This is a genomic window from Erythrobacter sp. HA7-11, from assembly GCF_055693605.1.
Map to the genome: position 1 here is coordinate 1939188 of NZ_JBVFUF010000002.1, position 26301 is coordinate 1965488.

Consider the following 26301-nt stretch of genomic DNA (forward strand, 5'->3'; position numbering starts at 1 on the left):
GATTTGAAGAGCGCTGCGCCACCGCCATGCGCATGGCTGACTTTCCATTCGATGCCATCGGTTTCGACCTTGATGGCACCTTGCTCGATACGTTCCGCGACCTCGGTGCAGCAGTGAACTATGCGCTTGAACAAGGCGGTTTCGACCCTGTACCCGTCGGCACTTCGAAAGACTCGATCGGCGGTGGTGCCAAGATCATGCTCAGCCGCGCGGTCGAGGCGCAAGGCGGCATGCCACCCGAAGACTTCCGTAAGCTCTACAAAGTCATGCTGCGTTACTACGCAGAGCACAATGCGGTGCACTCCGCGCCCTACCCTGGCGTCATAGAGAGCTTGGATGCTTTGGCCGCTCGCGACGTGAAAATGGCGGTCGTAACCAACAAGTTTGAAGAGTTTGCGACGCAAATCCTCACCACGCTAGGCCTTGCAGACCGTTTTGTCGCGATCATCGGCGGCGACAGCATGGGCAAAGGAGCAGACGGCAAATACCTTTCGAAGCCGAACCCCGAGCCAGTCCTCGCCGCGCAGGAAGCCTGCGGCGGCGGCAGCTTCGCGTTTGTTGGTGACAGCTCTTACGATGTGAACGCAGCCAAAGCCTCAGGCGTGCCGGTGGTGGTCGCAGCCTATGGCTATTGCGACAAACCTCCGCATGAGCTCGGCGGTGATGCTGTCATCGATTCGTTCGACGGCCTGATTTCCGCCCTAGAATCGCTGTAAGAAGCCCCACTGCCGTTACGACGCCCTGCGTCACGCACTCCCCCTGTTGCAGCGCAGCACGAAAGCTGCCAAGCAGCGCCGGTCATAACTTTACGCGCGCGTAAACCGCGCCAATTCATTTGCAGGAGACACAATCCATGAGCATCGATTTCAAAGACAAGGTCGCCATCGTCACCGGCGCAGGCGGCGGTCTGGGCCGCGAATATGCGCTGGAGCTGGCGCGGCGCGGCGCGAAGGTCGTCGTGAATGACCTTGGGGGTGCGCGCGACGGCACTGGTCATTCTGACATGGCGCTCAAAGTCGTTGAAGAAATCGAAGCGATGGGCGGCGAAGCCATGTCCAACGGCGGTTCGGTTACCGAATACGAGCAAATGGAAAAGATGATCGCCGATGCCAAGCAGAAATGGGGCGGCGTCCATGTTCTGATCAACAATGCGGGCGTCCTGCGCGACAAAACCTTCCACAAAATGAGCCCGGAAGACTTTGAGTTTGTTCTCAAAGTCCACCTCACCGGCTCGGCATTTGTGACCAAGGCGTGCTGGGAAACCTTCCGCGAGCAAGCCTATGGCCGCGTTTTGATGACCGCATCTTCAACCGGCCTGTTCGGCAACTTTGGCCAGGCAAACTATGGCGCGGCCAAGCTGGGTCTCGCTGGCCTGACCAAGACGCTGCAGCTCGAAGGCGCAAAGTACAACATCCGCGTCAACACGCTGTCGCCTGTTGCCGGCACGCGCATGACCGAAGACCTCTTCCCTGAAGAAGCGTTCAAGCTTTTCGATCCGGTAAACGTGGTTCCTGCCGCGCTCTTCCTCGTGAGCGAAGACTCACCGAGCAACGCTATCGTCGGTGCTGGTGCTGGCGGCTTCCACTCGTCGTGGACAGTGATGAACGACGCTGTTTGGCTGCCCGATGGCGAGCGTACCGTTGAAGGTTTCGCTGCTAACTGGGACAAGATCAGCGAATTCTCAAACCTTAAAGCCCCGCAAAGTGGATCTGAGCAGTCAGGCGCGATCCTTACCGCGATGCAAAAGGTAACCGGCACCGGTCCCGACAGCGCACGCAGGTAATCACCAAGTCAGTTGATTGATTGGCTTGAAAAGAATGAAGGTCCCTGCCCTTATGGGCGGGGATTTTCTTTTTGGGGGTATAGTTTAGTCGTGCAAACAGAACAACCGATCGACGGACGTCGCAAGTTTGCCACGAGTATGGCTTGGATCGTGTTTGCCTTGGCGCTCGCAAGCGCAGTGTTCGAGCTTTTGGAAGCGCAAGGCACCATCAGTCTTGAAGAGATGGAGTTGGCGCCGCTCGCGGCTCTCGCAGCCATCGTCTATCTCTTGCTTGCTGGCGCATAAGTGGTTTCAATTGTTGCAGTTGCCATGTGGATTCACCGCTCTCACGCAAAAATCTCGGCTTCGGGCATGGAAGGGCTTGAATTTACTCCGGGGTGGGCCGTGGGGTGGTACTTCATTCCTTTCGCCAACCTCGTCAAACCGTTTCAGGCTATGAAGGAGCTCTGGAATGCAGTGATGCATGGCGACGAGCATTTGAATGAAAGCGCACCATCTCTACTTGCAATCTGGTGGACGACCTGGCTCGTCGGAAACTTCGCGAGCAACATCAGTGCTAGACTGGTTCTGTCCGAGACGGGCAGCACAGTTACGGCAGGCCTGTATCTCGGCGTTGCCGGATCGATTGTGACCGCAGCCTGTGCGTTTGTACTGGTCCAAATCATCCGGCAAGTGAGCCACGCTTTGGAGGCTGGCCACATCAATTCAAACGTGTTCACCTAGGCCGGGGTTGCGCAACCTAATCGTCCACGGCCTTCACCAGTCGCCGTTCGACCGGTGCGAGGACACCCGCGAGATCATGGCCGCGCTTAAGCGTCTGCCCGTGCTCTCCGAATAGCGTCCACATGCCTTGCTTGTTGCGCATGGCTGGCCGTTTCTCGATCCGCGTTTGCGGGCGTTCTGCCGCGCGGCGAAAGGCCGAGAAGGTCGCGGTGTGTTTGTCAAAATCCATCGCATAATCGCGCCACTCACCGGCGGCGACCATTCGGCCATATAGATCGAGAATACGCTGAAGCTCGTCGCGCTCAAATCCGACCTGCCCGACCGCGCGACCGGGAAACTGCACAATAGAACCGGACATGCCGGGGTCTGATCGCATCAGTCGCTGGTTCCGCTACGTTTGGGATTTGGGCCGCCGAACAGATCGCCAGTTGGCGCTTGAGCGGCCTTTAAAGCTTCGATTTCCGCCTTCATCGCAACCAGCTCGCCTTCAAGCTTTTCAATGCAGTCGATCCTGTTGCCATCAGCATCTTCACATTCGGGCGAAGTTCCATACGGGATGAATTCCTTGATCCATTCTTCTGCCGGGACGAGCGTCGAACGCGCCTTGAAGCCGACCATGGTCGCCCCATCCGGCACATCTTCCATGACCACCGCGCTCGCGCCGACACGGGCCCTTTCGCCGACGGTGATCGGCCCAAGAATTTGCGCACCTGAACCGATAATCACGTTGTCGCGCAGGGTCGGGTGACGCTTCCCGCCCTTGCCATTGGTGGGATTTGTCCCGCCCAAGGTGACGCACTGATAGATCGTCACGTTGTCGCCGATTTCGGCGGTCTCGCCAATGACAGTAAAGCCATGATCGATGAAGAAGTTTCGCCCGATCCGCGCGCCGGGATGAATGTCGATAGCGGTCGCGAAACGAGAAAAATGGTTCACGAAACGAGCGAGAAAATACAGCTTTGCTTCAAACAGCCAATGCGCGATCCGGTGGAAGAATACCGCCCAAACCCCTGGATACAAGAGGATTTCCCAGCGCGAACGCGGTGACGGGTCGCGCGCACGGATCGAATCCAAATAGGATTTCAGCCGATCAAACATGGCACCTTCCTTCCACCAAATGCGCGCCAATGCAAATCACCTCACAAGAGGTTATGTTGCTCTGGACCAAGAATTGCTTCCAAGGCGTCGCGCCAAACCGACATGGTGGCAGGGACTTTTCGTTCAAGGCTGATCCGATCGATTGCGACCACAAGTCGCTCAATGGCAGCAAAGCTGCGCTCCATCCGCGGGACAAGATAGTCGGTTGCGCCCATGCCCAACGAAAGGCCTCGCTGGACTGCAATAGCCTCGATCAATTGTGCGACCATCTCATCGTCCGGCTCGCCAATTTCCAACTGTAGCGAACCACCCATGCGCGAGCGCAAATCGGGCAGAGTGATCTCCCAAGGCTGTTTATCAGAGATCAGGAGCAGCGGTTCCCCGCTCTCTTGCGAAGCATTCCAGCGATGGAACACTGTAGTTTCATCCAGAGCATCAACCCCGTCGATCACTTGCACGCCTTGGCCTTTCATCCAGCGGCCAAGGAGCGATTTGCCCGATCGCGCCGCGCCGGTAAGCACAGCTGTCCGAAACGGCCAGCTTAATGGGTCGCTCAGCGCCTCTACCACTTGCGCATTGGCGTTCCCGACGATGATACGCGAAGGGTCACCATCACTGTGAGTTTCGAGCGGAAGTGCAATTTGCGACATAAGCGCCAAGGCCTGGCTAGCGGCTGATTGCGAGTGCGTTTGCGCCTTGGCGTACGTTAAAGCCGCGCGCCCGCAATGCTGCGGCCAACTGGCTCAGATCTCCGCCATAGCTGACGCTCATCACCGATGTTCCGCCAATTGCAGTGCTGGTGACAGCCGCACCGCGAACACCACCTGTTCCGCGCACCGCGCCAAGCGCCGCGTCAAAGCTGGCCGCATCAGGCGTGGCAAATTGGACAACAAAGCTATTGATCACCGCTGGCGCTTCAGTCGCGGTCGCGACGGGAGTCGATGGATCGCTGCTGGTCCGAGCGCCACCGCCCCTTGCCGCGGCTTCGCGTGCCTGGATCGCGCGGCCAATCTGGATCAGGCGCTGGATCGCAGGATCGGCATCGCCGCTGCCGACATTGAGCGTTGGATCCGGGCGCAATTTGCCGTCGACCAGAGCCTGCTCAAAAATGCCGTCCATGCGTTCAACCGCTCGATTGAGCATCGTAGGCAATTCGCGCGGGTTGTCCGCAGTCAACTCAAAGCTCTCGAGAAACGTGCTATCAGGACCATAACGCGCGGTAAACGTGCCTGTGACGGGCCCGCCAGGATACTGGTAGGTTAGGCTCGCGATCGGCACGATAACATCGGCGGCACTGTATTGATCGAGCACTGTGCGCCACCATGTGCGGCTGCGACGACTGATCTGTCCGTAATTGAGCAGCAGGGAATCGCCCCCTGCCCCGCTCGTACCGCACATAATCGATCCTGCTGGTGCCCGGGTTGTATTCCGCCCAGGCGCGCTGCCACGGATTGCGCACCTCGAAGATAGTGTAAGCACCGCCGCTTTCCGACACCGGCATCAACAGCATCGGCGCGGAGGCGCGTTTGCGCGCCTGCCCACCCAGATAACGCCCAGCACGTTGGCGATCGAAGACGACACCCAAGGTCGCGATATAGCGCTTGGGCCCGATCCGCTCGCGCTCGATCACAATAGCCGACACCATGCTCGCCAGTTGTCCGTCCGATACCGGAGGCCCGTTGACCTGTGCCCAAGCCTTGCGCTGCGCCTCGCGCCACGCCTTGTCGCGCGCTTCCTCTCCGGTCTCCGCGCTCACGTCGACCTCAATTCCGCGCACATCGACATCGCTGCTAGACGCCGTTGGAGCAATTCCTCGCTCGCCGCCTACCTGAGCAATGGCGATCGCCAAACCGATGCCGAGCGATGCGAACACGCCAATTACCGCTGCGGCGCGCGCAAATGCGCGGTTCCAGCGCGGTAGCTGCAGGGTCGGCATAGGGCCGGTCGAGGCAAAAACATCGCTCATCGGGGAAAACGATGTGCCTTTTGCCTAAAGGCGAGTGGAATTCCAAGCGCGAAAGGCTAAACGTGGCGCATGAGTGGCAAGAATTCCCCATATACCTACGAACAAGCGGGCGTTTCGATCGCTGAGGGCAATGCTTTGGTCAAAGCCATCGCTCCTTTGGCCAAGGCAACCGCGCGCCCGGGCGCCACTAGCGAGCTCGGAGGATTCGGCGGTTTCTTCGACCCCAAGGCGGCAGGCTATGAGGATCCCCTGCTGGTTGCAGCCAATGATGGCGTCGGAACCAAGCTCAAGCTCGCAATCGAGCATGACCGCCACGACACCGTGGGGATCGACCTTGTCGCAATGTGCGTCAACGATTTGATCGTGCAAGGCGCAGAGCCGCTGTTCTTCCTCGACTATTTCGCGACCGGGAAGCTCGACAATGGCGTCGCAGAACGCGTCGTCGCAGGCATTGCAGATGGCTGCAAGCAAGCAGGCTGCGCGCTAATAGGCGGCGAGACGGCTGAAATGCCGGGAATGTATTCGCAAGGCGACTATGACCTGGCAGGCTTTTGCGTAGGCGCAGTCGAACGCGGCGAGCAACTGACCGGAGAAGCGGTCGCTCCCGGCGACGTGCTGTTGGGCCTTGCCAGCTCGGGAGTTCACTCCAACGGTTATTCGCTGGTCCGGCGCCTGGCCGACGATTTCGGCTGGAAGCTTGACCGGCCTGCGGTGTTTGATCAGGAACGGCTTTTGATCGACGCTCTGATCGAGCCAACCCGCATCTATGTTGCGAGCCTCTTGCCGCTCGTACGCGAGCGCAAGATCAACGCATTGGCGCATATCACAGGCGGCGGCTTGCTCGAAAACATCCCGCGCATTTTGCCCGAAGGCGCGCACGCGATGGTCAATGCCGATCAGTGGGATCAGCCTCGCCTAATGGCTTTCCTACAAGCGCAGGGAAGTATTGAGCCGGAAGAGATGGCTCGTACGTTCAATTGCGGCGTGGGCATGGTGCTTGCAGTCGATGCCGACGAAGCGGCGGATGTGACCACGAGGCTGGAAGCGGCAGGCGAAACCGTGCTTCCAGTTGGCGAGATTGCAGGCGGCCCGCGCGGCTGCACTGTGATCGGATCGCAAGGCACCTGGTCTGCAACAAGCGATTGGGAAGTGACCCATAGTGGCTAACAAAGCCAAAGTTGCGATCTTTATCTCCGGCGGCGGGACCAACATGGCTGCGTTGCTCTATGCCAGCAGGCTCGTGGGCAGTCCTTATGAAGTGGTGCTAGTAGCCAGCAATAAAGAGGATGCGGGCGGGCTCGAGATGGCAGCGCTCGAAGGCGTTTCGACATTCGCCCACTCGCACAAAGGCATGTCGCGCGAGGACCACGACGCGGTGATGGAAAGGGCAGTACTTGATTCGGGCGCTGAGATTATCGTGCTCGCTGGCTATATGCGCATCTTGTCCGAGGCGTTCGTGATCCGTTGGGAGGGTAAGCTCATCAACATCCACCCCTCGCTGCTGCCAAAGTACAAAGGGCTTGAAACCCATGCCCGCGCGATTCAGGCTGGTGACAGCCATGCGGGCGCGAGCGTACATTTGGTCGAGCCCGAACTGGACGCGGGCGAAGTGCTGGCACAAGCCAAAGTCGCGATCGCGCCGAACGATACGCCCGACACGCTCGCGGAGCGGGTGAAGATCGCCGAACATCAACTCTACCCGCGCGCGCTCGCAGACTATGTCTCGCGCGACTATGACCCACAGCATCTGCTTGCAAAGGTGCGCGAGCTCGCACTCGCGCTTCCCGAAAGCTCCGAACGCGAAAGCCACGGATCACCTGGATTTCGCGTCGGGCCAGAGAAAAGCGGCAAGTTCTTCGCTCATTTCAACGACCAACATCACGGCATTAAGCATATCGCTGTTCTGGTAAAAACTGGCAGCATGGATGAGTTGATGAACCTCATCGAAGCGCAGCCCGAGAAATACTTTAAACCAGCCTATTATGGCGCAAGCGGATGGGTTGGCGTAATCCTTAACCGTCCGGGTGTAGATTGGGACGACGTGGGCGATTGGCTCACACGCAGTTGGCGCAGCGTCGCGCCAAAACGACTGACCAAGCTGCAGGATGCAGCCGAAATGTTTTGAAGGTAAGCTAAAGGTTCAATGCAACCACGCCCTCACCCCCTCGCCCGCAGTTCTCTGGTCGATCGGTCCAGCGCGTTTCTGGGCCAGGCATGGGGCAAGGGCTGGCTTCCTGATCCTGATTTGAGCGCTGATGCGCTTTGGGAAAAGGCTGCGAAACCCTTCGGAACACAGGCAAATGCGTTTGAAATCGCCGGGCGTCAGCCGCAGGACGTCGATGATTTCCGCCTGCGCCTAACCAAGCTCACTGAGAGCATTGTGAGCGAGGCAAATCTCAATCCGCTCGGCACCGCCATGGCTTATGGCCAGCTGGTCCGCGTGATCCGCAATCGCTTGAAGTTCGGCGCGCTCTGGACGCGCAAGCCGCATGTTCTCGCCACAAAGCTTGCACCTCCAATTATAGTGATTGGGCATATGCGCAGCGGCACGACTCGGATTCACAAGCTGCTCGCCGCTGACCCTGCACATTCGCACACGCGATACTGCGATGCCTATCATCCCGTCCCTACACGCTTTGGCTTGAATCGGGTACGAAGCGCGTTCGATCTTGCGATGCTGGGCGCGCTCAATCCTTGGCTTCAGTCGATCCATCCAATGGCCCCGGCAGAGGTCGAAGAGGAACTGGCCTGGATCGCAGCATCTCTCAACCACTCGATTTACGAATCGCAGTGGCACATCCCGAGTTTTTCGGCGTGGAGCGAGGCGCGCGACCCCGATCCGATCTATCGTGAGTTCGCGCGGATCCTGAAAACCGACGCAGCGCACCGCGACAATGCCGACAAGCCGCGCGTGCTTAAGGTGCCCGCCTTTTCCGAAGATCTACAAACTTTGCTCAAGCAATTCCCGGACGCTCGGCTGGTGCTGGCCGAGCGCGAACACGAAGCCGTGTTGCGCAGCGCTGTCTCACTCGCCGCCAACCAGATGGCAATCCAGTGTGACGACTGTGACCTGACCACCATCAAAGCGATGTGGCAGCGCAAGATTGAGCTTCGTGAAACGAGAATTGCGGACGCACTGAAGGACTGGTCAGGACCGGTTTCGCGGCTGAATTTTGACGCGCTTAATGCCGATTGGGAGCGGGAGATTACGCGCACCTACGAAGACCTCGGCATCGAACTTACGCCAGCAGCGTTGGCCGTTATGCGCGCGAAGATGGCACACAGCGAGACCGGCCATCACCGCGCCCATTCTGAACAATTGCAGCGGTTCGCCGCGCAAGCCTGAGCCGCGAACGAAAAAGGCCGCCCAAGCGGACGGCCCTTTCCAAGTCAGATTTAGGCCGGATTACCCGACGATTTCGTCTGCCGAAAAAAAGAAGTCGATTTCGATCTTCGCGTTTTCTTCGCTGTCCGAACCGTGGACGGTGTTTTCACCGATCGAGAGGGCGTGCTCCTTGCGGATGGTACCTGGCTCGGCTTCGGCAGGGTTGGTCGCGCCCATGATGTCGCGGTTGCGCTTCACAGCGTCCTCACCTTCGAGAACCTGCACGACCACCGGCTCGCTCATCATGAAGTCGACAAGTTCGCCAAAGAACGGACGCTCTTTGTGAACGGCGTAAAAGCCTTCGGCCTGCTCGCGGCTCATGTGGATGCGCTTGGAAGCGACGACGCGCAGGCCAGCTTCTTCCAGCATTTTGGTGACGGCGCCGGTCAGGTTGCGCTTGGTCGCGTCGGGCTTGATAATCGAAAAGGTGCGGGTGACCGCCATGACAAATATCCTTGAATTGAGGGGGCTGGTCGCGATCGACATGCCCGAGAGGGGTGTGCGCGTTGCATGGGCGCCGCGCGGGATTTCCGGCGCGCCCAATAGCCCTCGTAGTGCACCGTGGCAAGACAGCTATCGATGAAGGGAATGTAGACGCGAATTTGCCCGTGCCGTCACAGGCTGGTCATGCGACCTTTACCCATTTTCCGTCCTCTTGGCGGAAAAAGGATCGTTCGAGAGCATCCTTTTCATCGAGTGAGCGCCAAGTTGAGCGCGCCGCTTCAACTGTTGCATCACCGAACAACAGGAAAGTACGATCAAAACCCTCTGCCTCTCGCCATTCGCCATCGGCGAATATGACGTGGCTTGCGCCATTGGCCGCTTCGCAATTATCCGAAAGTAAGACAGGCTGCTCGTCAGGCGAAGCGCCTGAGGCCTCACCGTTTGCGAGGAAGCTCTCCGCACCTGCCTGCCACAATTCACGAGAGATCGCCTTTCGCTGATCGGCATCGGCAGCGACCACAAGCAACCGCTCGCCCGAGTCGAGCACACGGCCCGCGATCAGCGCCACGACCTTTTCAACCGGATCGCGCGATATCTGCCAGAAATCGACCTTCACGCAGGTTTGCCCTTCTGCCGCTTACAACGCTCAGAACAATACCTCACATTATCCCAGTCGCGCTCCCACTTCTTGCGCCAGGTAAAAGGCAGACCGCATGCCTCGCAAATCTTGCTCGGCAGGTCGGACTTCTTGCGCATTTTTGGAATGGGATGGCCCCCTACTTCTCGCAATTGTCCTTAACGAACTGGTCGATCAGGCGTGCGCCAAAACCGGTTGCGCCCTTATCCCAGCTGTGTCCGGGCTTGTCGGCCCAGACCATGCCAGCGATGTCGCAATGCGCCCACTTCGTACCTTTCTTGATGAAGCGGTGGAGGAACTGCGCCGCAGTAATCGAGCCAGCCGGGCGAGGGCCAACATTCTTGATGTCCGCAATCGGGCTGTCGATCAGCTTGTCGTAAGCCGGACCAATCGGCATGCGCCACATCTTGTCTCCGGTCGTTTTACCCGCTGCAGTGATGCTATCGGCCAAGTCATCATCGTTAGAAAACAATCCGCCATGCTCATTACCAAGCGCGATAATCATTGCGCCGGTTAGCGTTGCAAAATCGACGATCTTTTCTGGCTCAAAAGTCTCCTGCGCCCAGTGAAGAGCGTCGCACAACACGAGGCGTCCTTCGGCGTCAGTGTTGATCACTTCGACGGTTTGGCCATTCATCGTGGTGACGACATCGCCGGGTCGCTGCGCTTTGCCGTCAGGCATGTTCTCGACCAGGCCGACCACGCCGATGACATTGGCCTTGGCCTTGCGCTTCACCACGGCAAGCATGCCGCCTGCGACAGCGCCTGCGCCGCCCATATCCCACTTCATGTCTTCCATACCGCCCGGCGGTTTCAGGGAGATACCGCCAGTGTCGAAGGTCACGCCCTTACCGACAAAGACCATTGGCTTGTCACCATCGTTGCCGCCGTTCCAGCGGATCGCGAGGATGCGCGATTCCCGCTCAGAACCCTGGCCGACGCCCAGCAATGCACCCATGCCGAGCTTGGTCATTTCCGCTTCGTCGAGCACGATCAGCTCAGCGCCGGTGTCTTTGAACGCCTCTTTGCAAAGCTCAACGAAGCTTTCCGGGTAAACCACATTGGCAGGCTCAGCGACAAGCGTACGGGTGAACTCGGTGCCGGTGGCGATTGCAGCCGCAATTTCCCAAGCCGCCTCGGTGCCGTCAGGTGCATTTACGACCACGACCTTTTCAAGCGAGATGCGCTTTTCCTTGGCAAGCTTGGTGCGATATTTCTCGTGACTCCAGCCGCGCAACCGCAGGCCAAGCAGAACCGCTGCTGCTTCCTCTCCCGAGAGGTCGGCGTGTCCTAAATCAACCACCATTTCGGTTTCGCCGGAACGCAGATATTTCGCCATCAATGCAGCACCAGCGCGCTCGACATTCTGTCGGCGATCAGCAGAATTGCTCTCACCGGCACCGGTCAAAGCAACGCGGCGCAGCGCGCCATCGTCCATCGCAAAACTTTCAAACACCTGCCCGGCGCGACCCGCAAACCGGCTAGCTTTGGCCCCATCGGCAAGCGCGGCATCGAGATCGGTAAGGTCATCGCCCTGGTTAACAACCCGCGCGATCAGGCGGATGTTCGTGGGGACGGAAGCGCTAAAGTCGATTTGCATAGTTACTCCGAAAATTCGAGCCGGACATAGCCGGTGCATAAGGCAATCTAACCACCATCCGAATGCGATCATCGACAGGTGGCGGAATGGCGATTGCGATTAGGCGTGAGCGGTGCGATAGGCAAGGCCATGTCGGGAGGTTCTTTGAGCGACAAACGGGTCGTGCTTCCAGTTTTTGCGCGCAATGCATCGCGTCCAGCCGCTTACGCAGCGTTGCTGGCGATGGGGTTGTGCGCGGCGGCTACGACAGCTGCCGCTCAAGAAGGTGGGCAAGCCTCGGCAACAGGTCGCATCGAGGTAGCGAGCGCTCCCAGCGACAGCGCAACCAAGGTCGACTTTTCCCAGCCGGTAGCGGTCGATACAGCACAGTCGGATGATCCACCGCCAACCGAGGACGAGCTACCCGAAGAGGAGCAGGCAGAGCTAGACGCAGCAGCGGACCGCCGGATCGACTTTGAAGCGGACGAACTCGCTTATGACAACGAAGCCGACGTCGTAATCGCGCGCGGCAATGTCATCCTGCGCAACCAAGACCGATCAGTGCGCGCCAATGAAGTACGTTGGGATCGCCGGGCCGGCTCCATCCTCGCTACCGGCAATGTTCGCTTGGTCGACGAAAACGGCAACCAGCTGTTCACAGAGAGCACCGAACTTACGGACACGTTCGAAACAGGAGCGATGGAAGATCTCTTGCTTGCCCTAAGGGCTGGCGGACGATTGGCCGCGCGGTCCGGCGCGCGCGGTGAAGACGGCACTGTTATCCTGACCGATGCTGCTTACACCGCCTGCGCGCTCTCCTATCAGGAGGAATGCGCGAACAATCCCAGTTGGCGAATTACTGCGGATCGCGTCACTTATGATCCGGAGGACAGTCGAGTTAGGTTCAGAGGCGCCGTGCTTGAACTTTTCGGCGCGCGCATCTTGCCACTGCCAGGCCTCGCAATCCGCACTGATGGCCAGGCAGTGTCAGGCCTGCTGGTTCCTGATGTAAGAGTTTCGGAGAGTAACGGACTTGAACTGTCCAGCAGGTATTATTGGCGGCTTGCCGACAATTACGATCTGACGCTCGGCGCTTTCGTCTACACTGAAGTGGCACCGATGATCTCCGCCGAATGGCGTCACCTTACCGAAAAAGGCGCCTACCAGATCACCGGCTATGCCACCCATTCGCGCCGCATTGTCGACAATGACGGCACATTGGCTGGAGAAAGCGACCCGCGCGGTTATCTCGACGCCAATGGCAAGTTTCAATTTTCGCCTGAATGGAGCCTAACCGGATCGATCAGGCTCGCAAGCGACCGTACATTTTTGCGGCGGTACGACATCAGCCGCGATGATCGGCTGCGCTCAACCATCAATCTCGAGAGGATTGATGAGAATTCCTACCTCTCCATCGCCGGATGGGCGACGCAGACACTGCGACTGGGCGCAGATCAGGGGCAAGTTCCCTTGGCCCTGCCCGTCATCGATTATCGCCGCCGGATCGACGAGAATGTGCTCGGCGGCGAGATCGAATTGCAGCTCAATTCACTCGCCCTGCTGCGACGCGACGGGCAAGATACCCAGCGCGCATTCGCTGGGGCGAAGTGGAAAATGCGGCGGCTGACAGATCTGGGGCAAGTGGTGACGGTAAGCGCGCTTGCTCGTGGTGACCTGTATCATACCGATGGCACGCAATTCACCGCCACCGAGATTTATCGCGGCGAGCCCGGTTGGAACGCGCGCGCCATCGCACTCGGTGCGGTTGATGTCGAATGGCCATTTGTCGGCGAGTTTATGGGCGGTACGCAGGTCCTGAAACCGCGCGTGCAAGTGGTTGCCAGCCCGAAGATTCTGCAATCTCGCTGTCCCTAACGAAGACTCACGCGCCATCGACCTGGAGGATTCCAATCTCTTCGCGCTCAACCGATTCCCCGGATATGACCGGGTTGAGGACGGTGTGCGGGTCACATGGGGCGTAGACTGGGAACTTCGCCGTCCCGGCTGGCGGGTAAACACAACGATCGGCCAATCCTATCGTTTCGACGCTGCGCGCGAAATCTTCCCTGACGGCACGGGCCTTTCAGAGCGTGTGTCCGACTTTGTTGGCCGCACCGAAGTTCGCTTCCGCGATTTCGTAAAATTCACTCACCGCTTCCGGCTCGACAAAGACAATCTCGCAGTGCGTCGCAACGAGATTGACGCAACGGTTGGCAGTCAGCGAACCTACCTGGAGCTCGGCTATTTGCGGCTTGATCGCGATATTCAGGACCTCGAAGACTTGCAGGACCGCGAAGAAGTGCGCGCCGCCGCGCGCCTCGCGATTGATCGCAAATGGTCGGTCTTTGGTTCGGGCGTATTCAACCTCACCAACGAGGATGAGGACCCGACTTTTGCACCCGACGGTTTCGAGCCGATCCGAACGCGCCTCGGCGTTGCCTATCAGGATGAGCAACTCGAATTCGGCCTCACTTGGCGCCGCGATTATATCACCGCCGGCGATGCGCAGCGCGGGAACACTTTCCAATTGTTCTTCAGCCTCCGCAATCTGGGCTTCCGCTAAACGGGCAAAGCGTTGCCACAGCGATTGGCACGCCGAGACAAAGCCGCTATTAGCCCGCGATAAGCGAGGGGGATGCTGGTTGAAGTGCAGATCTGCGCTACTCAGCGCGCGTTCAGCCACCTCCTGCCAATGGTAGAAATGTATGGTTTCCCGTGCAGCATTACGCATGCCGTAAGCAGCAGGAAAACAAGCAGAATATTGAATAAACTCGGGATTTACACGTGACACGTAATTTTTGGTCGAAATTTCTGAAACCGGCAGCGCTGGCTGGCATAGCCGCCGTGCCTGCGACTTTGCTGGCGCAGGCAGCCGCCCCAACCAACCCATTCGGCATCCCGGATGACGTGCAGATAATCGGCAGCTCGAACCCCAATATCCGCACAGCCACTGCGGTTGTGAACGATTTTGTCATCACCGGAACCGACATAGATCAGCGCGTCGCGCTTGTTGCTGCGGCTTCAGAGAACCAGATTTCCGACGAAGAATTGTCGCGCCTGCGCCGACAGGTTCTGCGCAACTTGATCGACGAAACGCTCAAGATTCAGGAAGCGAACAATCTGGAACTTCCTGTCGACCCGGCTCAGGTTGAACAGCAATACGCGCAACTGGCCGCGCAAAACTTTGGCCAGAACCCTGAAGCAATGGATGAGTATCTGCGTTCGATCGGTTCTTCCCCCAACGCATTGAAGCGCCAAATCACCGGTGAGATCGCTTGGCAGAATGCGCTGCGCCGTAATGTCATTCCGTTCGTTAACGTCGCCGAGGAAGAAGCGCGCGAGATCCTTAGCCGGCTTGAGGCTGATCGTGGCACCGACGAATATCGGCTAGGCGAAATCTATCTGTCTGCGACCAGCGAAAATCGCGAAGCCGTGATGGAGAACGCTCGCCAGATTGTGCAGCAATTGCAGCAGGGCGGCAGTTTCGTTGCCTATGCCCGCCAGTATTCCGAGGCTTCGACCGCGGTCGTGGGCGGGGATACGGGCTTCTTGCGGATTGGAACCCTGCCCGGCCCGATGGCGGACGCCGTGCGCCAAATGCAGCCGGGCCAATTGGTCGGCCCGCTGGAGATTCCGGGCGGCTTCACCATCGTTTATCTGATCGAGAAGCGGCAGGTTTTGACCGCTGATCCGCTGGAGGCTTTGCTCAACCTCAAGCAAATCTCGATTACTTTTCCGGAAGGAACGACCGAACCAGATGCAGCAGGGCGGGTTGAGCAATTTAACGCCTTTATAGGCGGCTTGCGCGGCTGCGCTGATGCCGAAAGCGCGCGCGACGCGATTGGTGCGAATGTCGTCTCGAATGAGCAAATTCCTGCCAAGCAATTGCCGCCGCAATTGCAGAACATCATTCTTGGACTTCAGATCGGTCAGACCACGCCTCCGTTTGGATCGGTTGAAGATGGAGTGCGCGTTTTGATGCTGTGCGACCGCGACGATCCACAGGTTGCTGGCAGCCCGACGGTACAATCGGTCATGAACCAGATCGAGGAAGATCGGATTCAAAAGCGCGCGCAGCGCTACCTGCGTGACCTGCGCAACGATGCCTACATCGAGTACAACTGAGCGCGGGCTTAGTGACAAAAGCCTCGATCCCCCTCGCCGTTTCGCTGGGCGATCCGGCGGGCATCGGGCCTGAACTTATCGCGGAAAGCTGGGTGCAGCGGGAGACTGAAAATCTCTCGCCGTTCTTCGTTATGGGCGGGTTTGACGTACTCCGCGCTGCCGCCGAGGCGCGCGGAGTCAGATGCCCGCTCATCGCCATTGACGACCCGAGTGAAGCAGTGGACGCGTTTTCAAGCGGCCTGCCAGTCCTCGTCAGCGAGGATTGCGAATATCGCCCTGCCGAGCCCGATGAGCAAGGCGCGGCGCTAGCGCTCTATTCGCTCGCGGAGGCGACGCGAATGGCGCTCTTGGGTCAGGCATCCGGACTGGTGACTGCGCCAGTTGCCAAAGGCCAATTGGCCAAAGTCGGCTTTGAATTTCCCGGCCAAACTGAATTCCTCGCCGCCGCCTGCGGATTGCCTCAAGATGATGCGGTGATGATGCTCGCGGGGCCTACTTTGCGCACTGTCCCGCTAACAGTCCATATCGCGCTCGCCGATGTAGCAAGCACGCTGTCGAGCGATCTCATCACCCACAAAGCTCGGATTGTCGCTGCCGCATTGGCGCGCGATTTCGGTGTTGCTGATCCCCACCTCGCGATTGCCGGACTAAACCCGCACGCGGGCGAAGACGGAAAGTTTGGCGATGAGGAAGCACGCATGATCGCGCCTGCTATCGAGGAACTTCGCGAGGATGGCATTGATGCGAGCGGCCCGCATCCGGGCGACGCGCTATTTATGCCGCGCACACGCGCCGGGTATGATGCGGCGCTTTGCATGTATCACGACCAGGCGCTGATCCCGATCAAGGCCATCGAGTTTGATCAAGGCGTCAACGTAACGCTCGGCCTCCCGATCATTCGCACGTCGCCCGATCATGGCACGGCCTTCGACATTGCCGGACGAAAGATGGCCGATCCCGGCGCGATGATCGCAGCGATCCGCATGGCCGCCGAGTGCGCCAAAAACCGCCTAAAAACGCCGATCGATGCCTGATCTGCCTCCATTGCGCGAAGTGATCGCGCGCCACGGACTTTCAGCGTCAAAGAAGCTGGGACAAAACTTCCTGTTCGACGAGCAATTGCTCGACCGGATTGCCGCCATTCCAGGCGATTTAGATGGCGAGAATGTGCTCGAGATTGGACCTGGACCCGGAGGGCTGACACGGGCGCTGCTTCGAGCGGGCGCCAAGGTGACTGCGATCGAAATGGATGAAAGATGCCTGCCCGCCTTGGCAGAACTAGCGGACGCCTTTCCCAGCCAGCTCACGGTCATCCATGGCGATGCGATGAAGCTGGACCATGCGGAACTGGTGCAAGGCGAACCATACCGAGTGCTCGCGAACCTGCCCTACAATGTCGGCACGGCTCTGTTCGTCAATTGGCTCAGCGGGGAGAATTGGCCGCCACTCTGGCGCTCGCTCACGCTAATGTTCCAACAGGAAGTTGCGCAGCGGATCGTCGCCCCGCCAGGCGGCTCAGCTTATGGAAGGCTGGCCGTGCTCGCGCAATGGCGCGCTCAGGCAAAACTGGCGATGAAAGTCCACCGCAGCGCCTTTACACCTCCCCCGAAGGTCATGAGTGCAATTGTGCACGTTGAACCACGCGATGCGCCGGATGATGTTTCGGCCAAAACGCTCGAACGCCTCACCGAGGCCGCCTTCGGTCAGCGGCGGAAAATGCTGCGCCAAAGCCTGAAAGGCATACCTGACGCTCTCGACGCCCTACGCGTGGTCGGGATCGATGAAACCCGCCGGGCTGAGACCGTCAGCGTCGATGAATTTGTCGCCCTCGCCCGCACTCTTGGTTAATTTCAGGTAAGCGTGTTTGCGAACCAGTTGGCGAATTTTCGCGTTTAGCCCGACTCTCATGAGACCGTTACCGGGCTAACCAACCGGGCAGACATGCGAGAGCCGAAATGAGCTTTCTTGAAGCACGCCGTCAGAGCGTGCATGCCGATCAACGCCGATCTGGGCGTTTCGTTGTTGCCATTCCTGCTGTCTTCCGCACAGCAAGCGGCAACCGAGAGTGCCGGATGGCCAATATCTCGGACAATGGTGCGAAGCTGGAAACAGAATCGCCCCCGGCCCAAGGCGTGTCCGGTATGCTGATCCTCGGCGATGATGAGATCTATTGCACTGTCATCTGGTCGAATGACGAGGCTTGCGGCGTCGAATTTGAACGCAGCATTGGCGTGGCTGCGCTGAGCGAGATCGCAGGCGAGCAATTGCAGAAAGGCGGCCCTGTCGCCAACTGCAACAATATCCAGATGGGCCGCAAACGCGGCGCTCTCGTCTCGAGGTGATCGGGGAGCGCTAGCCTGCTTTCTTCCTGAGCCGCCAAGCGTGAAGCAGCGGCTCGGTGTAACCGCTCGGCTGTTCGATGCCCTTGAAGATCAGGTCTTTGGCCGCACTGAATGCTGCGCCGTCTTTATTGCCGATCAGCGGCGTGTAGCCCGGATCGCCCGCATTCTGCGCATCAACCTTGGCCGCCATTCGGGTAAGCGAATCCATCACCTGATCCTTGCTGACCACGCCATGCAGCAGCCAGTTAGCAATGTGCTGCGATGAAATGCGCAAGGTCGCACGGTCTTCCATCAGGCCGACATCGTTGATGTCCGGAACCTTTGAGCAACCGACGCCGGCATCAATCCAGCGAACCACATAGCCGAGCAGACCTTGGCAATTGTTATCGAGCTCGTCGCGCAGCTCATCCTCGGACCAGTTTGTCCCTTCGGCGAGCGGAATACGAAGCAGCGTATCGACGCTCGGAATTTCGCCGAGCCCTTGCTGGATGTCGAACACATTCTCTTGGTGGTAATGCAGCGCGTGCAGCGTAGCCGCCGTTGGTGAAGGCACCCAGGCGGTGTTGGCGCCGGCGCGCAGATGGCCGATCTTTTCGACCATCATCTGCCCCATCAAGTCAGGCGCAGCCCACATGCCTTTGCCGATTTGCGCCTTGCCAGACAGGCCATGCTTCAGCCCTATGCCAACATTGCGCGCTTCGTAGGCGGTCAACCAATCCGAGCCCTTCATCGCGCCTTTGCGCAGCATGGGACCGGCGCGCATAGAGGTGTGGATCTCATCACCCGTGCGATCAAGGAAGCCAGTGTTGATGAACACGATCCGGTCACGAACCGCATGAATACACGCGCCGAGATTTGCGCTCGTACGGCGCTCTTCGTCCATCACGCCGACCTTGATCGTGTGGCGCGGCAGGCCAAGAAGGTCCTCAACCGCATCGAACAAATCGTTGGTGAAAGCGCATTCGTCCGGTCCGTGCATCTTTGGCTTCACAATGTAGACCGAGCCCGCTCGCGAATTGCCGTACTTCGCATGACCTTCGACATCGATCGTGCTGATCGCGCTGGTAAAGACGGCATCCATGATGCCTTCCGGAATTTCGCTTCCGTCAGGAAGATGGATCGCCGGATTGGTCATCAGATGCCCGACATTTCGCACAAACATCAGGCTGCGCCCGGACAGCGAATGCGCAATACCTTCGCTATCAGCATAGGCCTTGTCGCCATTCAGAGCGCGGGTCATCACCCTTCCGCCCTTCTCAAAGCTCTCTTCGAGATCGCCGCGAATAATGCCCAGCCAATTCGTATAGGCGAGCAGCTTGTCCTCAGCATCCACCGCCGCGACAGAATCCTCGCAATCTGCGATGGTCGTCAGTGCGGCTTCGACATTGATGTCGGCGATGCCAGCCTTGTCGTCTTTGCCGACAGGATGGTTTCGATCAAACACCACCTCGATATGCAGGCCATTGTTGACGAAAAGCAGGCCGTTGTCTGTCTTGCCGACATACTGGCTTTCATCCTGCAACTTGCCGTCATTCTCGTCAGCCATATCGGCCCAGCTTTGATCCACCAGCGGCAGCGCTTGATTGAGGAACTCGCGTCCGCGCGCAATCACGGCATCGCCGCGCTCCTTGTCATATCCGCCGGGCTTGGCTGGCGGCGCATCTAGCGCATCGGTACCGTAGAAAGCGTCATAGAGGCTGCCCCAGCGTGCGTTTGCGGCATTAAGCAGGAAGCGCGCATTGAGGATCGGGACCACCAGCTGCGGCCCGGCCATGGTCGCGATTTCGGGGTCGACGTTCTGAGTGCCGATGGTGAAGTCACCCGGCTCGGGCACAAGATAGCCGATCTCATGGAGGAACGCCTTATAGGCAGCGGCATCATGCGGCTGCTCTTGGCGTTCGCTATGCCAAGCATCAATCTTCGCCTGAAGCTCGTCGCGCTTCGCCAACAGCTTCGCATTGCGCGGCGCATATTCGGACAAAAGCCCAGCAAAACCTTGCCAGAACTCACCGACATCACGGTACCGAGTGGCGTCAGAACTTTGGTTTCGAGAAAAGTCGCCAGCCGCTCATCAACAACAAGGCCAGCGCGATCAACTTTAGTGGTCATTTATTGTCCTCATGACTCGAAAAATCGGTGCCTGGGGAGGAGGACGAGGCGGGCTATGGCGAAGCTCCCGCGGAATTGCAACGGGCCTGTTAACATCGAAACGCCAAGGTGGGTTGGATGATCGCCTGCACCCAGCTAGAGCGGTGGCTAATGACCGGGAACATTCACGACACAATCGATCAATCCGCCATGCTTGCGCAGGTACAGGATTGGTGTGCAATCAACACCGGCACAGGCAATCTTGAAGGGCTTTCGCGTCAGGCGGGCGCGCTGGCTGATGCGTTTTCAGCGCTTCCTGGAGAGATAGAACTGGTCGACCCGGCTCCTGTGAGCGCGATGGGCGCAGATGGGCAGGAGTTTGACAAAGCCAATGGCCAGCACCTGATTGTCCGCGTGCAGCCGCAGGCGAACGCGCGTATCCTGCTGACAGGGCATATGGACACGGTGTTTCCGAAGGATCACTCGTTTCAGCAGCTGACCTGGCTTGAAGATGATGTCCTCAATGGTCCAGGTGTTGCCGACATGAAGGGCGGTATAGCGGTTATTCTGCACGCATTGATGACGTTCGAGAAAAGCGCGTCTGCCGGATCGCTCGGTTACGATGTTCTGATCAATTCAGACGAAGAAACAGGCTCGCTCGCCAGCTCCGATTTGATCGCAGACATGGCACGCGGAAAACTCGCAGCGCTCACCTATGAGCCAGCCGCTTTGCCGGATGGCACGCTCGCCCATGCGCGCGGAGGGACCGGCAATTACTCTATCGTGATAAGCGGCAAGTCGGCCCATGCCGGACGCAACCCGCATGAGGGTCGCAATGCAATTGTAGCCGCTGCTGATTTAATCCTGCGCCTAAAGCAAATGGAGCGGGAAGACATCACCGTGAACCCTGCCAAGCTGGAGGGCGGCGCGGCCAATAATGTCGTTCCTGATCACGCCGTTTTGCGCTTCAACATCCGTCCGAAGAGCACTGACGCGATGGAAAGTTTCGATAGCAATCTTAATGCTTTGCTGCGCAGCATAGAAGCGCAACATGAAGTGCAAACGCATCGCCATGGCGGCGTTACCCGGCCACCCAAACCAGTCGATGATCGCGCGCAAAAACTGTTCGATCTTGTGCGCGAATGCGGCGCACAATTGGGTCATGATATTCGCTGGAAATCGACCGGCGGCGTGTGTGACGGCAACAACATCGCCGCCTGCGGAGTACCTGTCGTCGACACGATGGGAGTGCGCGGCGGCAGCATCCACTCACCAGACGAATTCCTGATTGTCTCAAGCCTTGCCGAACGCGCCGCGCTCTCATCCTTAGTCCTTTCCCGCATCGCCGCTGGAGACATGCATTGACCTTCCGCATGCGCGCCTCGCGCACATCCGATCTTGAACACCTTTATGAAATGGCAAAGTTAACGGGCGGCGGGTTTACGAACCTGCCCGCCGATCGTGATGCGCTGGCCAAAAAACTCGCAGTCTCGGCCAAGGCGTTCGCCAATACCGGTGATGAACTCACCAACGAAACCTTCGTCCTTGTGCTCGAGAATGTCGAGACCGGCGCGGTTCGCGGCACATGCCAATTGATGACGATGGTGGGCCAGCAATGGCCGTTCTATTCCTATCGCCTCAATACGCTGACGCAGTACAGCCAGGAGCTGGATCGCACAGTCCGCGCTGAATTGCTCAGCCTCGTCACCGACCTTGAGGGCTCGAGCGAAGTTGGAGGCCTGTTCCTTCACCCAAATGAACGGGCAGGCGGGCTAGGCTTGCTCTTGGCGCGTACGCGCTATCTCTTCATCGCGATGCACCGCGCGCGTTTTGCCGATCGCATCCTAGCTGAACTGCGCGGGATTATTGATGAGCGCGGTGGCTCGCCATTCTGGGACGGTGTCGCAGGCCGCTTTTTCGGAATGGGCTTTCAGGAAGCGGACTATTTCAACGCAATCAACGGCAACCAGTTCATTGCCGATTTAATGCCCAAGCATCCCGTCTATGTCGCGATGCTCGACGAAGAAGCGAAGAAGGTTATCGGCCTGCCCCATCCCACGGGGCGCGCGGCCATGCGGATGTTGGAAAAAGAGGGCTTCGCGTACGAGGGCTATGTCGACATTTTCGACGGCGGCCCAACTATGCTCGCGAAGACCGATCAGGTGCACAGCGTGGCTGGTTCGACATCAGCGACAATTAGGGGGATCGAAAACACCGAAGGCGAAAAAGCGATTATCGCTACCGGCGCCCTCGCCGACTTCCGTGCCTGCTATGGCGCGCGAGACATTGCCGAAGACGGTTCGGTAGCAATCGATGCGATCGCGGCGGACACGCTGGACGTTGCCATCGGCGACACTGTCTGGAGCGTCGGGCGATGAGCAAATTGGTCGAGATCAATTTCGACGGCATTGTTGGACCGAGCCACAATTATGCAGGGCTTTCGCTCGGCAATATTGCGAGCGCGAGCCATGGCGGCGACGTCTCCTATCCAAAGGCCGCTGCGCTTCAGGGCATCGAGAAGATGCGCGGAAATCTTGCGCGCTTCGGGCATCAGGGCTTCCTGTTGCCCCTGCCCCGCCCGAACGGAGCCCTGCTCAACCGTCTCGCTGTGGATCGCCACAGCCCGCGCCAATTGCTCGCAGCCGCATGGTCAGCCTCCAGCATGTGGACCGCGAATGCTGCGACCGTCAGCCCGGCGCCAGACACTGCGGATGGCAAATGCCATCTCACCCCCGCCAATCTTGTGACCATGCTTCACCGCGCGCAGGAATGGCCCGACACCAAACGCATGCTCGACATCGCGTTCGGCGATAGCGAACACTTCACCGTGCACGATGCGGTGCCGGGAAGCTTCGGCGATGAAGGCGCGGCGAATCACATGCGCCTTAGCGAAGGGCATGGCAGCAAAGGCGTCGAAGTGTTCGTCTACGGCAAGCCCGGCGGCAAATTCCCCGCGCGCCAACACGAACAAGCCAGTCGCGCGGTCGCTCGGCTGCATGGTCTAGACCCGGCAAAATGCGTCTTCATTGAGCAAAATCCGTACCGCGATCGAGGCGGGCGCATTTCACAATGATGTGGTTGCAGTAGCGAATGAAAATGTGCTGTTCACCCACGCGGAGGCCTTCGCCGATCAGCAAGGCGCGTATGCAGCGATGCGCGCTGCCTTCCCCGCGCTTGAAGTGGTCGAAGTGCCGAGCGATGCAGTGCCCCTCACCGAAGCGATCCGCACCTATCTCTTCAACGCGCAATTAGTCTCGCGACCCGACGGCGGCATGGCTCTGATCGTTCCGGAAGAATGCCGCGAAAGCGCCAGCGTTTGGGCATGGTGTGAAGGCATGCTCGCCACCAACGGTCCAATCCGCGAGGTCATTCCGGTCGATGTTCGCCAGAGCATGGCCAATGGCGGTGGCCCTGCATGTCTGCGGCTGCGCGTGGTGTGCGATCCGGCGACCGTCGATCCGCGCTTTTTGCTAAGCGAAGCGAAGGCTGACTTGCTCGAGAAGGTGATCGGTGAGAACTGGCTCGAACAGATTGACCCCGCAGACCTCGGTAGCGAAACGCTCGCAGACGCGGTGATCGCCGCGCGGCAGGCACTGCTCACCGCAGTCGACCTCACCGAGCTTGGTTAAACAAAGTTAACGCGTTTGGCCTTTGCGTCGGAGCCGCTTACACTTCGTCCCACGTTAACCACGCGGGCCCGCAGCCAACCGTTCTTGGCACGGCCTTTGCAAACCAAAAGGTTAATCAAGGAGAGCGCATGCTGCGGAAAATCGGAAGGCTGTTTGTCATCAAGACTCGCTTTGAAGCCTTCGTGATCATTTACGCTCTGGCTCTCGGCGCGACGACACGCGGCGCAGCGTACTTGCAGGAATATCCGGGCCTCGGCGGACAATTGTTGTTCTTGGCGACGACGGGCGCTGTTTTCCTAGGCGGCGCAGCGATCCTTGACGGGTTGAAAGCGAAAAAAGAGCTCGAAAGGCTTAAGTCGCAAGACACGCAAGAAAACGCCGCTCCTCTCGAACAATACTGAATGTTCGCGGCTGGGGTGATCTTGGCGCTTCAAAGCGCGCCGGTGCTGATTGAGCCGGCTGAATCGACGCAGCCTGAGGTTTACGAAACGAGCGAGGAATGGCGCGTCGCAGCGCGGCGCTGGAGCGCGAAGGTAACTTTGCGCGCAACTTCAATGTATCAGGGTGGCCCGGTCCAGGAAGGCGTCCAAGGTGTTGTAAAGGTCCGTTTTAAGATCGCGGACGACGGGACGACAAACACTTGCCATACCTACACAAGCAGCGGCGATGAGGCGCTCGACCAGATCGGCTGTAAAGCCGTGGCAGCCGCCGGCATTGCGCCTGTGCTGAAGGTGGATGACGAAAGCAAAATGCTCACTTGGATCATTCTGCCAGTTCGGTTTGTGCTCGTCGATTAGAGGGTGGGGGATTCTGTTGCTAGGCTCCCCCGAGCCCCCGGAATCCGCTTCTGTTGCCCGGTGGGTCCAACCGCGCTTTAGCTTTGTAAATTCAGGCCGTTAGGCCGTCACATTACGCTGCAATAGCGAGTGCTTCATTATCATTGGCACTTGTGTGTTTTGAACAGTTTTACGGGTTACTCAGCCCGGGCAAAAACTACGCTTTTCAGCCCACGTCGATCCTAGTTCGGCCCCGTCAGAAACCCCTGAAAACACGAATGCAAACAGAGAGTTATGGTGGAGCCGCCGGGTACTGCCCCCGGGTCCGTTGTGCCTATTGCACGCAGCAATTTATCGCCATAGTCGGTACCGAAACCGACATGCCCTATATAGCGATCAAACGCTTAATGGGAAGTGGATGGGACTTTTGGGTGCCGACGGGCGCATGCGCAGAACAGAAAACGCCCGCCCCGCATCGCTGCAGGACGGGCGCTCGACTTTGTAAAGGAACCTACTTCTTGAGCGCGTCGCGGATTTCCGTGAGCAGCTCGATTTCGGTTGGGCCGGCTGGTGCCTCTTCCTCGGCTCGGCTCATCAAAGCGCGCCTTCACCTTGTTCGCATAGCGGACCAGCATGAAGATGATGAATGCCAGGATCAGGAAGTTGATGATCGAGGTCACAAACGCGCCCCATGCAAGAACGTTCGCACCGGCTTCGCGCGCCGCTTCGAGCGACATGCCGGGCTCAATCAGCTCCGCACCGGACAGAACAGTGTACTTGCTAGAGAAGTCGACATCACCGAAGATCATTCCCACTATCGGCATGATCACATCGTCAGTCAGAGATGCAACGATAACGGCGAAAGCACCTGCGATGATGACCGCGACAGCGAGCTCCATCACATTGCCTTTGGCAATAAATTCTTTGAATTCTGTCAGCATCTTGATCCCCTCAAATAATCCCAACGCTAAGGCTTTTGACATGGTTAACGCAGATTGCCAAGCGTGTTAGTCTGTGGCGTCCACGCCTTGAACGCGGACCTAGGTGTGCTATATACACAATACAGATAGGGACGACACCGGGCAGACATGCTCTCGGTGTTATGGAAAGGGATGCTCATGAATTTCAAAAACATTCGCCGCTTTGCTTTGGTTGCAGCGGCTTCGCTGGGCCTGGCCGCCTGCGGGATCAATTCTGTTCCAGCAGCAGAAGAAAACGCCAAGGCGAAGTGGGCTGATGTCGAAGCCCAGTTTCAACGCCGCGCGAACTTAATCCCCAATCTGGCTGAAATCGTTCAGGGTGCTGCTGAAAATGAGCGCGCGATCCTTACCGAAGTGACTGAAGCACGTGCCCGCGCAACCAGCGTGAATATTTCCGCAGACAATCTCAGCGATGAGCAAGCAATGGAGGAATATGCCGCTGCGCAAGGCCAAATCAGCCAAGGCATCGGGCGACTGCTCGCCAGTTTCGAAGCCTATCCCAACATTCAGTCGAACCAGAATTATCTTGCCTTCCAAAGCCAATACGAAGGCACTGAAAACCGCATTGCGGTCGCCATCCGCGACTACAATGAAGCGGTGCGCCAATATAATACGACGATCCGCACCTTCCCGGACACGATCGGTGCCAACATAATCCACGGCGCAGAACCGCTTGAGCCGTACACGTCCGTGACAGAAGGCGCAGAAGAAGCTCCTCAGCTCGATATGACGTCGAACTGAGCAAG

28 protein-coding genes, 1 other RNA gene and 2 pseudogenes are annotated in these 26301 nt (G+C 58.6%); 19 read left to right on the top strand and 12 right to left on the bottom strand.

Annotated elements, in window-relative coordinates; translation table 11 throughout:
- Nucleotides 1–32: 32 nt before the first annotated feature.
- The 4 genes from ACZ1GU_RS10025 to ACZ1GU_RS10040 all read left to right on the top strand — a co-directional run bounded on the left by ACZ1GU_RS10025 (nucleotide 33) and on the right by ACZ1GU_RS10040 (nucleotide 2506).
- On the top strand, nucleotides 33–716 hold the full coding sequence (locus ACZ1GU_RS10025) for an HAD hydrolase-like protein (RefSeq protein ID WP_472647857.1): 684 nt from the start codon (nucleotides 33–35) through the stop codon (nucleotides 714–716).
- Between the two features lie 137 nt (nucleotides 717–853).
- Entirely contained in the window at nucleotides 854–1783 is a 930-nt protein-coding gene (locus tag ACZ1GU_RS10030) for an SDR family NAD(P)-dependent oxidoreductase (protein ID WP_472647858.1), read from the top strand.
- A 90-nt stretch (nucleotides 1784–1873) separates the two neighbouring features.
- Nucleotides 1874–2068 carry a hypothetical protein gene (locus tag ACZ1GU_RS10035; protein WP_472647859.1) on the top strand — a complete coding sequence of 65 codons (195 nt, stop codon included), beginning with the start codon at nucleotides 1874–1876 and terminating at the stop codon, nucleotides 2066–2068.
- Nucleotides 2069–2506: a DUF4328 domain-containing protein gene (locus tag ACZ1GU_RS10040; protein ID WP_472647860.1), complete on the top strand. Its 438-nt coding sequence runs from the start codon at nucleotides 2069–2071 to the stop codon at nucleotides 2504–2506.
- A 16-nt stretch (nucleotides 2507–2522) separates the two neighbouring features.
- Here the strand turns inward: ACZ1GU_RS10040 and ACZ1GU_RS10045 are convergent, their stop codons facing one another.
- The 5 genes from ACZ1GU_RS10045 to ACZ1GU_RS10065 are packed head-to-tail and all read right to left on the bottom strand — an operon-like array spanning nucleotide 2523 to nucleotide 5570.
- Nucleotides 2523–2864, bottom strand: coding sequence for a DUF2794 domain-containing protein (locus ACZ1GU_RS10045; RefSeq protein WP_472647861.1), 342 nt, complete (start codon nucleotides 2862–2864; stop codon nucleotides 2523–2525).
- A 17-nt stretch (nucleotides 2865–2881) separates the two neighbouring features.
- Nucleotides 2882–3604: a serine O-acetyltransferase EpsC gene (epsC, locus tag ACZ1GU_RS10050; protein WP_472647862.1), complete on the bottom strand. Its 723-nt coding sequence runs from the start codon at nucleotides 3602–3604 to the stop codon at nucleotides 2882–2884.
- A 41-nt stretch (nucleotides 3605–3645) separates the two neighbouring features.
- A complete protein-coding gene (locus tag ACZ1GU_RS10055; protein ID WP_472647863.1) occupies nucleotides 3646–4254 on the bottom strand; it encodes a P-loop NTPase family protein in 609 nt (202 codons plus the stop codon).
- A 16-nt stretch (nucleotides 4255–4270) separates the two neighbouring features.
- Nucleotides 4271–4915: an RNA-dependent RNA polymerase family protein gene (locus ACZ1GU_RS10060; RefSeq protein ID WP_472647864.1), complete on the bottom strand. Its 645-nt coding sequence runs from the start codon at nucleotides 4913–4915 to the stop codon at nucleotides 4271–4273.
- A complete protein-coding gene (locus ACZ1GU_RS10065) occupies nucleotides 4806–5570 on the bottom strand; it encodes a hypothetical protein (protein ID WP_472647865.1) in 765 nt (254 codons plus the stop codon). The genes ACZ1GU_RS10060 and ACZ1GU_RS10065 overlap by 110 nt, the downstream gene beginning before the upstream one ends.
- Nucleotides 5571–5639: 69 nt before the next feature.
- On the opposite strand from ACZ1GU_RS10065, the gene purM reads away from it, so the two are divergent.
- The 3 genes from purM to ACZ1GU_RS10080 are packed head-to-tail and all read left to right on the top strand — an operon-like array spanning nucleotide 5640 to nucleotide 8916.
- Nucleotides 5640–6737 carry a phosphoribosylformylglycinamidine cyclo-ligase gene (purM, locus tag ACZ1GU_RS10070; protein WP_472647866.1) on the top strand — a complete coding sequence of 366 codons (1098 nt, stop codon included), beginning with the start codon at nucleotides 5640–5642 and terminating at the stop codon, nucleotides 6735–6737.
- Nucleotides 6730–7695 carry a phosphoribosylglycinamide formyltransferase gene (purN, locus tag ACZ1GU_RS10075; protein WP_472647867.1) on the top strand — a complete coding sequence of 322 codons (966 nt, stop codon included), beginning with the start codon at nucleotides 6730–6732 and terminating at the stop codon, nucleotides 7693–7695. Before purM ends, purN begins: the two co-directional genes overlap by 8 nt.
- An 18-nt stretch (nucleotides 7696–7713) precedes the next feature.
- Nucleotides 7714–8916 carry a sulfotransferase gene (locus ACZ1GU_RS10080; RefSeq protein ID WP_472647868.1) on the top strand — a complete coding sequence of 401 codons (1203 nt, stop codon included), beginning with the start codon at nucleotides 7714–7716 and terminating at the stop codon, nucleotides 8914–8916.
- 60 nt (nucleotides 8917–8976) lie between these two features.
- Here ACZ1GU_RS10080 and ndk read toward each other — a convergent pair whose 3' ends face one another.
- The 4 genes from ndk to ACZ1GU_RS10100 form a co-directional block, all read right to left on the bottom strand.
- Nucleotides 8977–9399: a nucleoside-diphosphate kinase gene (gene ndk / locus ACZ1GU_RS10085; protein ID WP_472647869.1), complete on the bottom strand. Its 423-nt coding sequence runs from the start codon at nucleotides 9397–9399 to the stop codon at nucleotides 8977–8979.
- Between the two features lie 181 nt (nucleotides 9400–9580).
- Nucleotides 9581–10015 (bottom strand): DNA polymerase III subunit chi, encoded by a 435-nt coding sequence (locus tag ACZ1GU_RS10090; protein ID WP_472647870.1) that lies wholly within the window; start codon nucleotides 10013–10015, stop codon nucleotides 9581–9583.
- The gene (locus tag ACZ1GU_RS10095; RefSeq protein WP_472647871.1) at nucleotides 10012–10155 is read right to left on the bottom strand and encodes a DUF2256 domain-containing protein; all 144 of its coding nucleotides are present in this window, start codon (nucleotides 10153–10155) and stop codon (nucleotides 10012–10014) included. Before ACZ1GU_RS10095 ends, ACZ1GU_RS10090 begins: the two co-directional genes overlap by 4 nt.
- 20 nt (nucleotides 10156–10175) lie before the next feature.
- The gene (locus ACZ1GU_RS10100; protein ID WP_472647872.1) at nucleotides 10176–11636 is read right to left on the bottom strand and encodes a leucyl aminopeptidase; all 1461 of its coding nucleotides are present in this window, start codon (nucleotides 11634–11636) and stop codon (nucleotides 10176–10178) included.
- Between the two features lie 105 nt (nucleotides 11637–11741).
- Here ACZ1GU_RS10100 and ACZ1GU_RS10105 point away from each other — a divergent pair, with 105 nt between their 5' ends.
- The 6 genes from ACZ1GU_RS10105 (at nucleotide 11742) to ACZ1GU_RS10130 (ending at nucleotide 18082) form a co-directional block, all read left to right on the top strand.
- Complete coding sequence (locus tag ACZ1GU_RS10105) at nucleotides 11742–13490, top strand: LPS-assembly protein LptD (RefSeq protein WP_472647873.1); 1749 nt, start codon at nucleotides 11742–11744, stop codon at nucleotides 13488–13490.
- On the top strand, nucleotides 13453–14178 hold the full coding sequence (locus ACZ1GU_RS10110) for an LPS-assembly protein LptD (RefSeq protein ID WP_472647874.1): 726 nt from the start codon (nucleotides 13453–13455) through the stop codon (nucleotides 14176–14178). The genes ACZ1GU_RS10105 and ACZ1GU_RS10110 overlap by 38 nt, the downstream gene beginning before the upstream one ends.
- Before the next feature lie 221 nt (nucleotides 14179–14399).
- A complete protein-coding gene (locus ACZ1GU_RS10115; RefSeq protein WP_472647875.1) occupies nucleotides 14400–15740 on the top strand; it encodes a peptidylprolyl isomerase in 1341 nt (446 codons plus the stop codon).
- Nucleotides 15741–15751: 11 nt separating this feature from the next.
- Nucleotides 15752–16774, top strand: a complete 1023-nt coding sequence (gene pdxA, locus ACZ1GU_RS10120) for a 4-hydroxythreonine-4-phosphate dehydrogenase PdxA (RefSeq protein ID WP_472647876.1) — start codon at nucleotides 15752–15754, stop codon at nucleotides 16772–16774.
- Nucleotides 16767–17588 carry a 16S rRNA (adenine(1518)-N(6)/adenine(1519)-N(6))-dimethyltransferase RsmA gene (gene rsmA, locus ACZ1GU_RS10125; protein WP_472647877.1) on the top strand — a complete coding sequence of 274 codons (822 nt, stop codon included), beginning with the start codon at nucleotides 16767–16769 and terminating at the stop codon, nucleotides 17586–17588. The genes pdxA and rsmA overlap by 8 nt, the downstream gene beginning before the upstream one ends.
- A gap of 107 nt (nucleotides 17589–17695) precedes the next feature.
- Nucleotides 17696–18082, top strand: a complete 387-nt coding sequence (locus ACZ1GU_RS10130; protein ID WP_472647878.1) for a PilZ domain-containing protein — start codon at nucleotides 17696–17698, stop codon at nucleotides 18080–18082.
- Between the two features lie 10 nt (nucleotides 18083–18092).
- Here ACZ1GU_RS10130 and ACZ1GU_RS10135 read toward each other — a convergent pair.
- A pseudogene (locus ACZ1GU_RS10135) lies at nucleotides 18093–20191 on the bottom strand (malate synthase G).
- A 150-nt stretch (nucleotides 20192–20341) separates the two neighbouring features.
- Between ACZ1GU_RS10135 and ACZ1GU_RS10140 the strand changes: the two are divergent.
- The 5 genes and pseudogenes from ACZ1GU_RS10140 (at nucleotide 20342) to ACZ1GU_RS10160 (ending at nucleotide 24596) form a co-directional block, all read left to right on the top strand.
- Nucleotides 20342–21535, top strand: a complete 1194-nt coding sequence (locus ACZ1GU_RS10140) for a hydrolase (RefSeq protein ID WP_472647879.1) — start codon at nucleotides 20342–20344, stop codon at nucleotides 21533–21535.
- Nucleotides 21532–22548, top strand: a complete 1017-nt coding sequence (locus ACZ1GU_RS10145) for an arginine N-succinyltransferase (protein WP_472647880.1) — start codon at nucleotides 21532–21534, stop codon at nucleotides 22546–22548. Before ACZ1GU_RS10140 ends, ACZ1GU_RS10145 begins: the two co-directional genes overlap by 4 nt.
- A pseudogene (locus ACZ1GU_RS10150) lies at nucleotides 22545–23799 on the top strand (N-succinylarginine dihydrolase). The gene ACZ1GU_RS10145 and the pseudogene ACZ1GU_RS10150 overlap by 4 nt, the downstream one beginning before the upstream one ends.
- Before the next feature lie 128 nt (nucleotides 23800–23927).
- On the top strand, nucleotides 23928–24200 hold the full coding sequence (locus ACZ1GU_RS10155; RefSeq protein ID WP_472647881.1) for a hypothetical protein: 273 nt from the start codon (nucleotides 23928–23930) through the stop codon (nucleotides 24198–24200).
- The gene (locus ACZ1GU_RS10160) at nucleotides 24201–24596 is read left to right on the top strand and encodes a TonB family protein (protein ID WP_472647882.1); all 396 of its coding nucleotides are present in this window, start codon (nucleotides 24201–24203) and stop codon (nucleotides 24594–24596) included. It abuts the gene before it with no gap.
- 39 nt (nucleotides 24597–24635) lie between these two features.
- Here ACZ1GU_RS10160 and ssrA read toward each other — a convergent pair.
- Nucleotides 24636–24993: a transfer-messenger RNA gene (gene ssrA, locus ACZ1GU_RS10165) on the bottom strand.
- Complete coding sequence (gene mscL, locus ACZ1GU_RS10170) at nucleotides 24980–25516, bottom strand: large conductance mechanosensitive channel protein MscL (protein ID WP_472647883.1); 537 nt, start codon at nucleotides 25514–25516, stop codon at nucleotides 24980–24982. Before mscL ends, ssrA begins: the two co-directional genes overlap by 14 nt.
- 177 nt (nucleotides 25517–25693) lie before the next feature.
- Here mscL and ACZ1GU_RS10175 point away from each other — a divergent pair, with 177 nt between their 5' ends.
- Nucleotides 25694–26296, top strand: a complete 603-nt coding sequence (locus ACZ1GU_RS10175) for a LemA family protein (RefSeq protein ID WP_472647884.1) — start codon at nucleotides 25694–25696, stop codon at nucleotides 26294–26296.
- Nucleotides 26297–26301 lie beyond the last annotated feature (5 nt).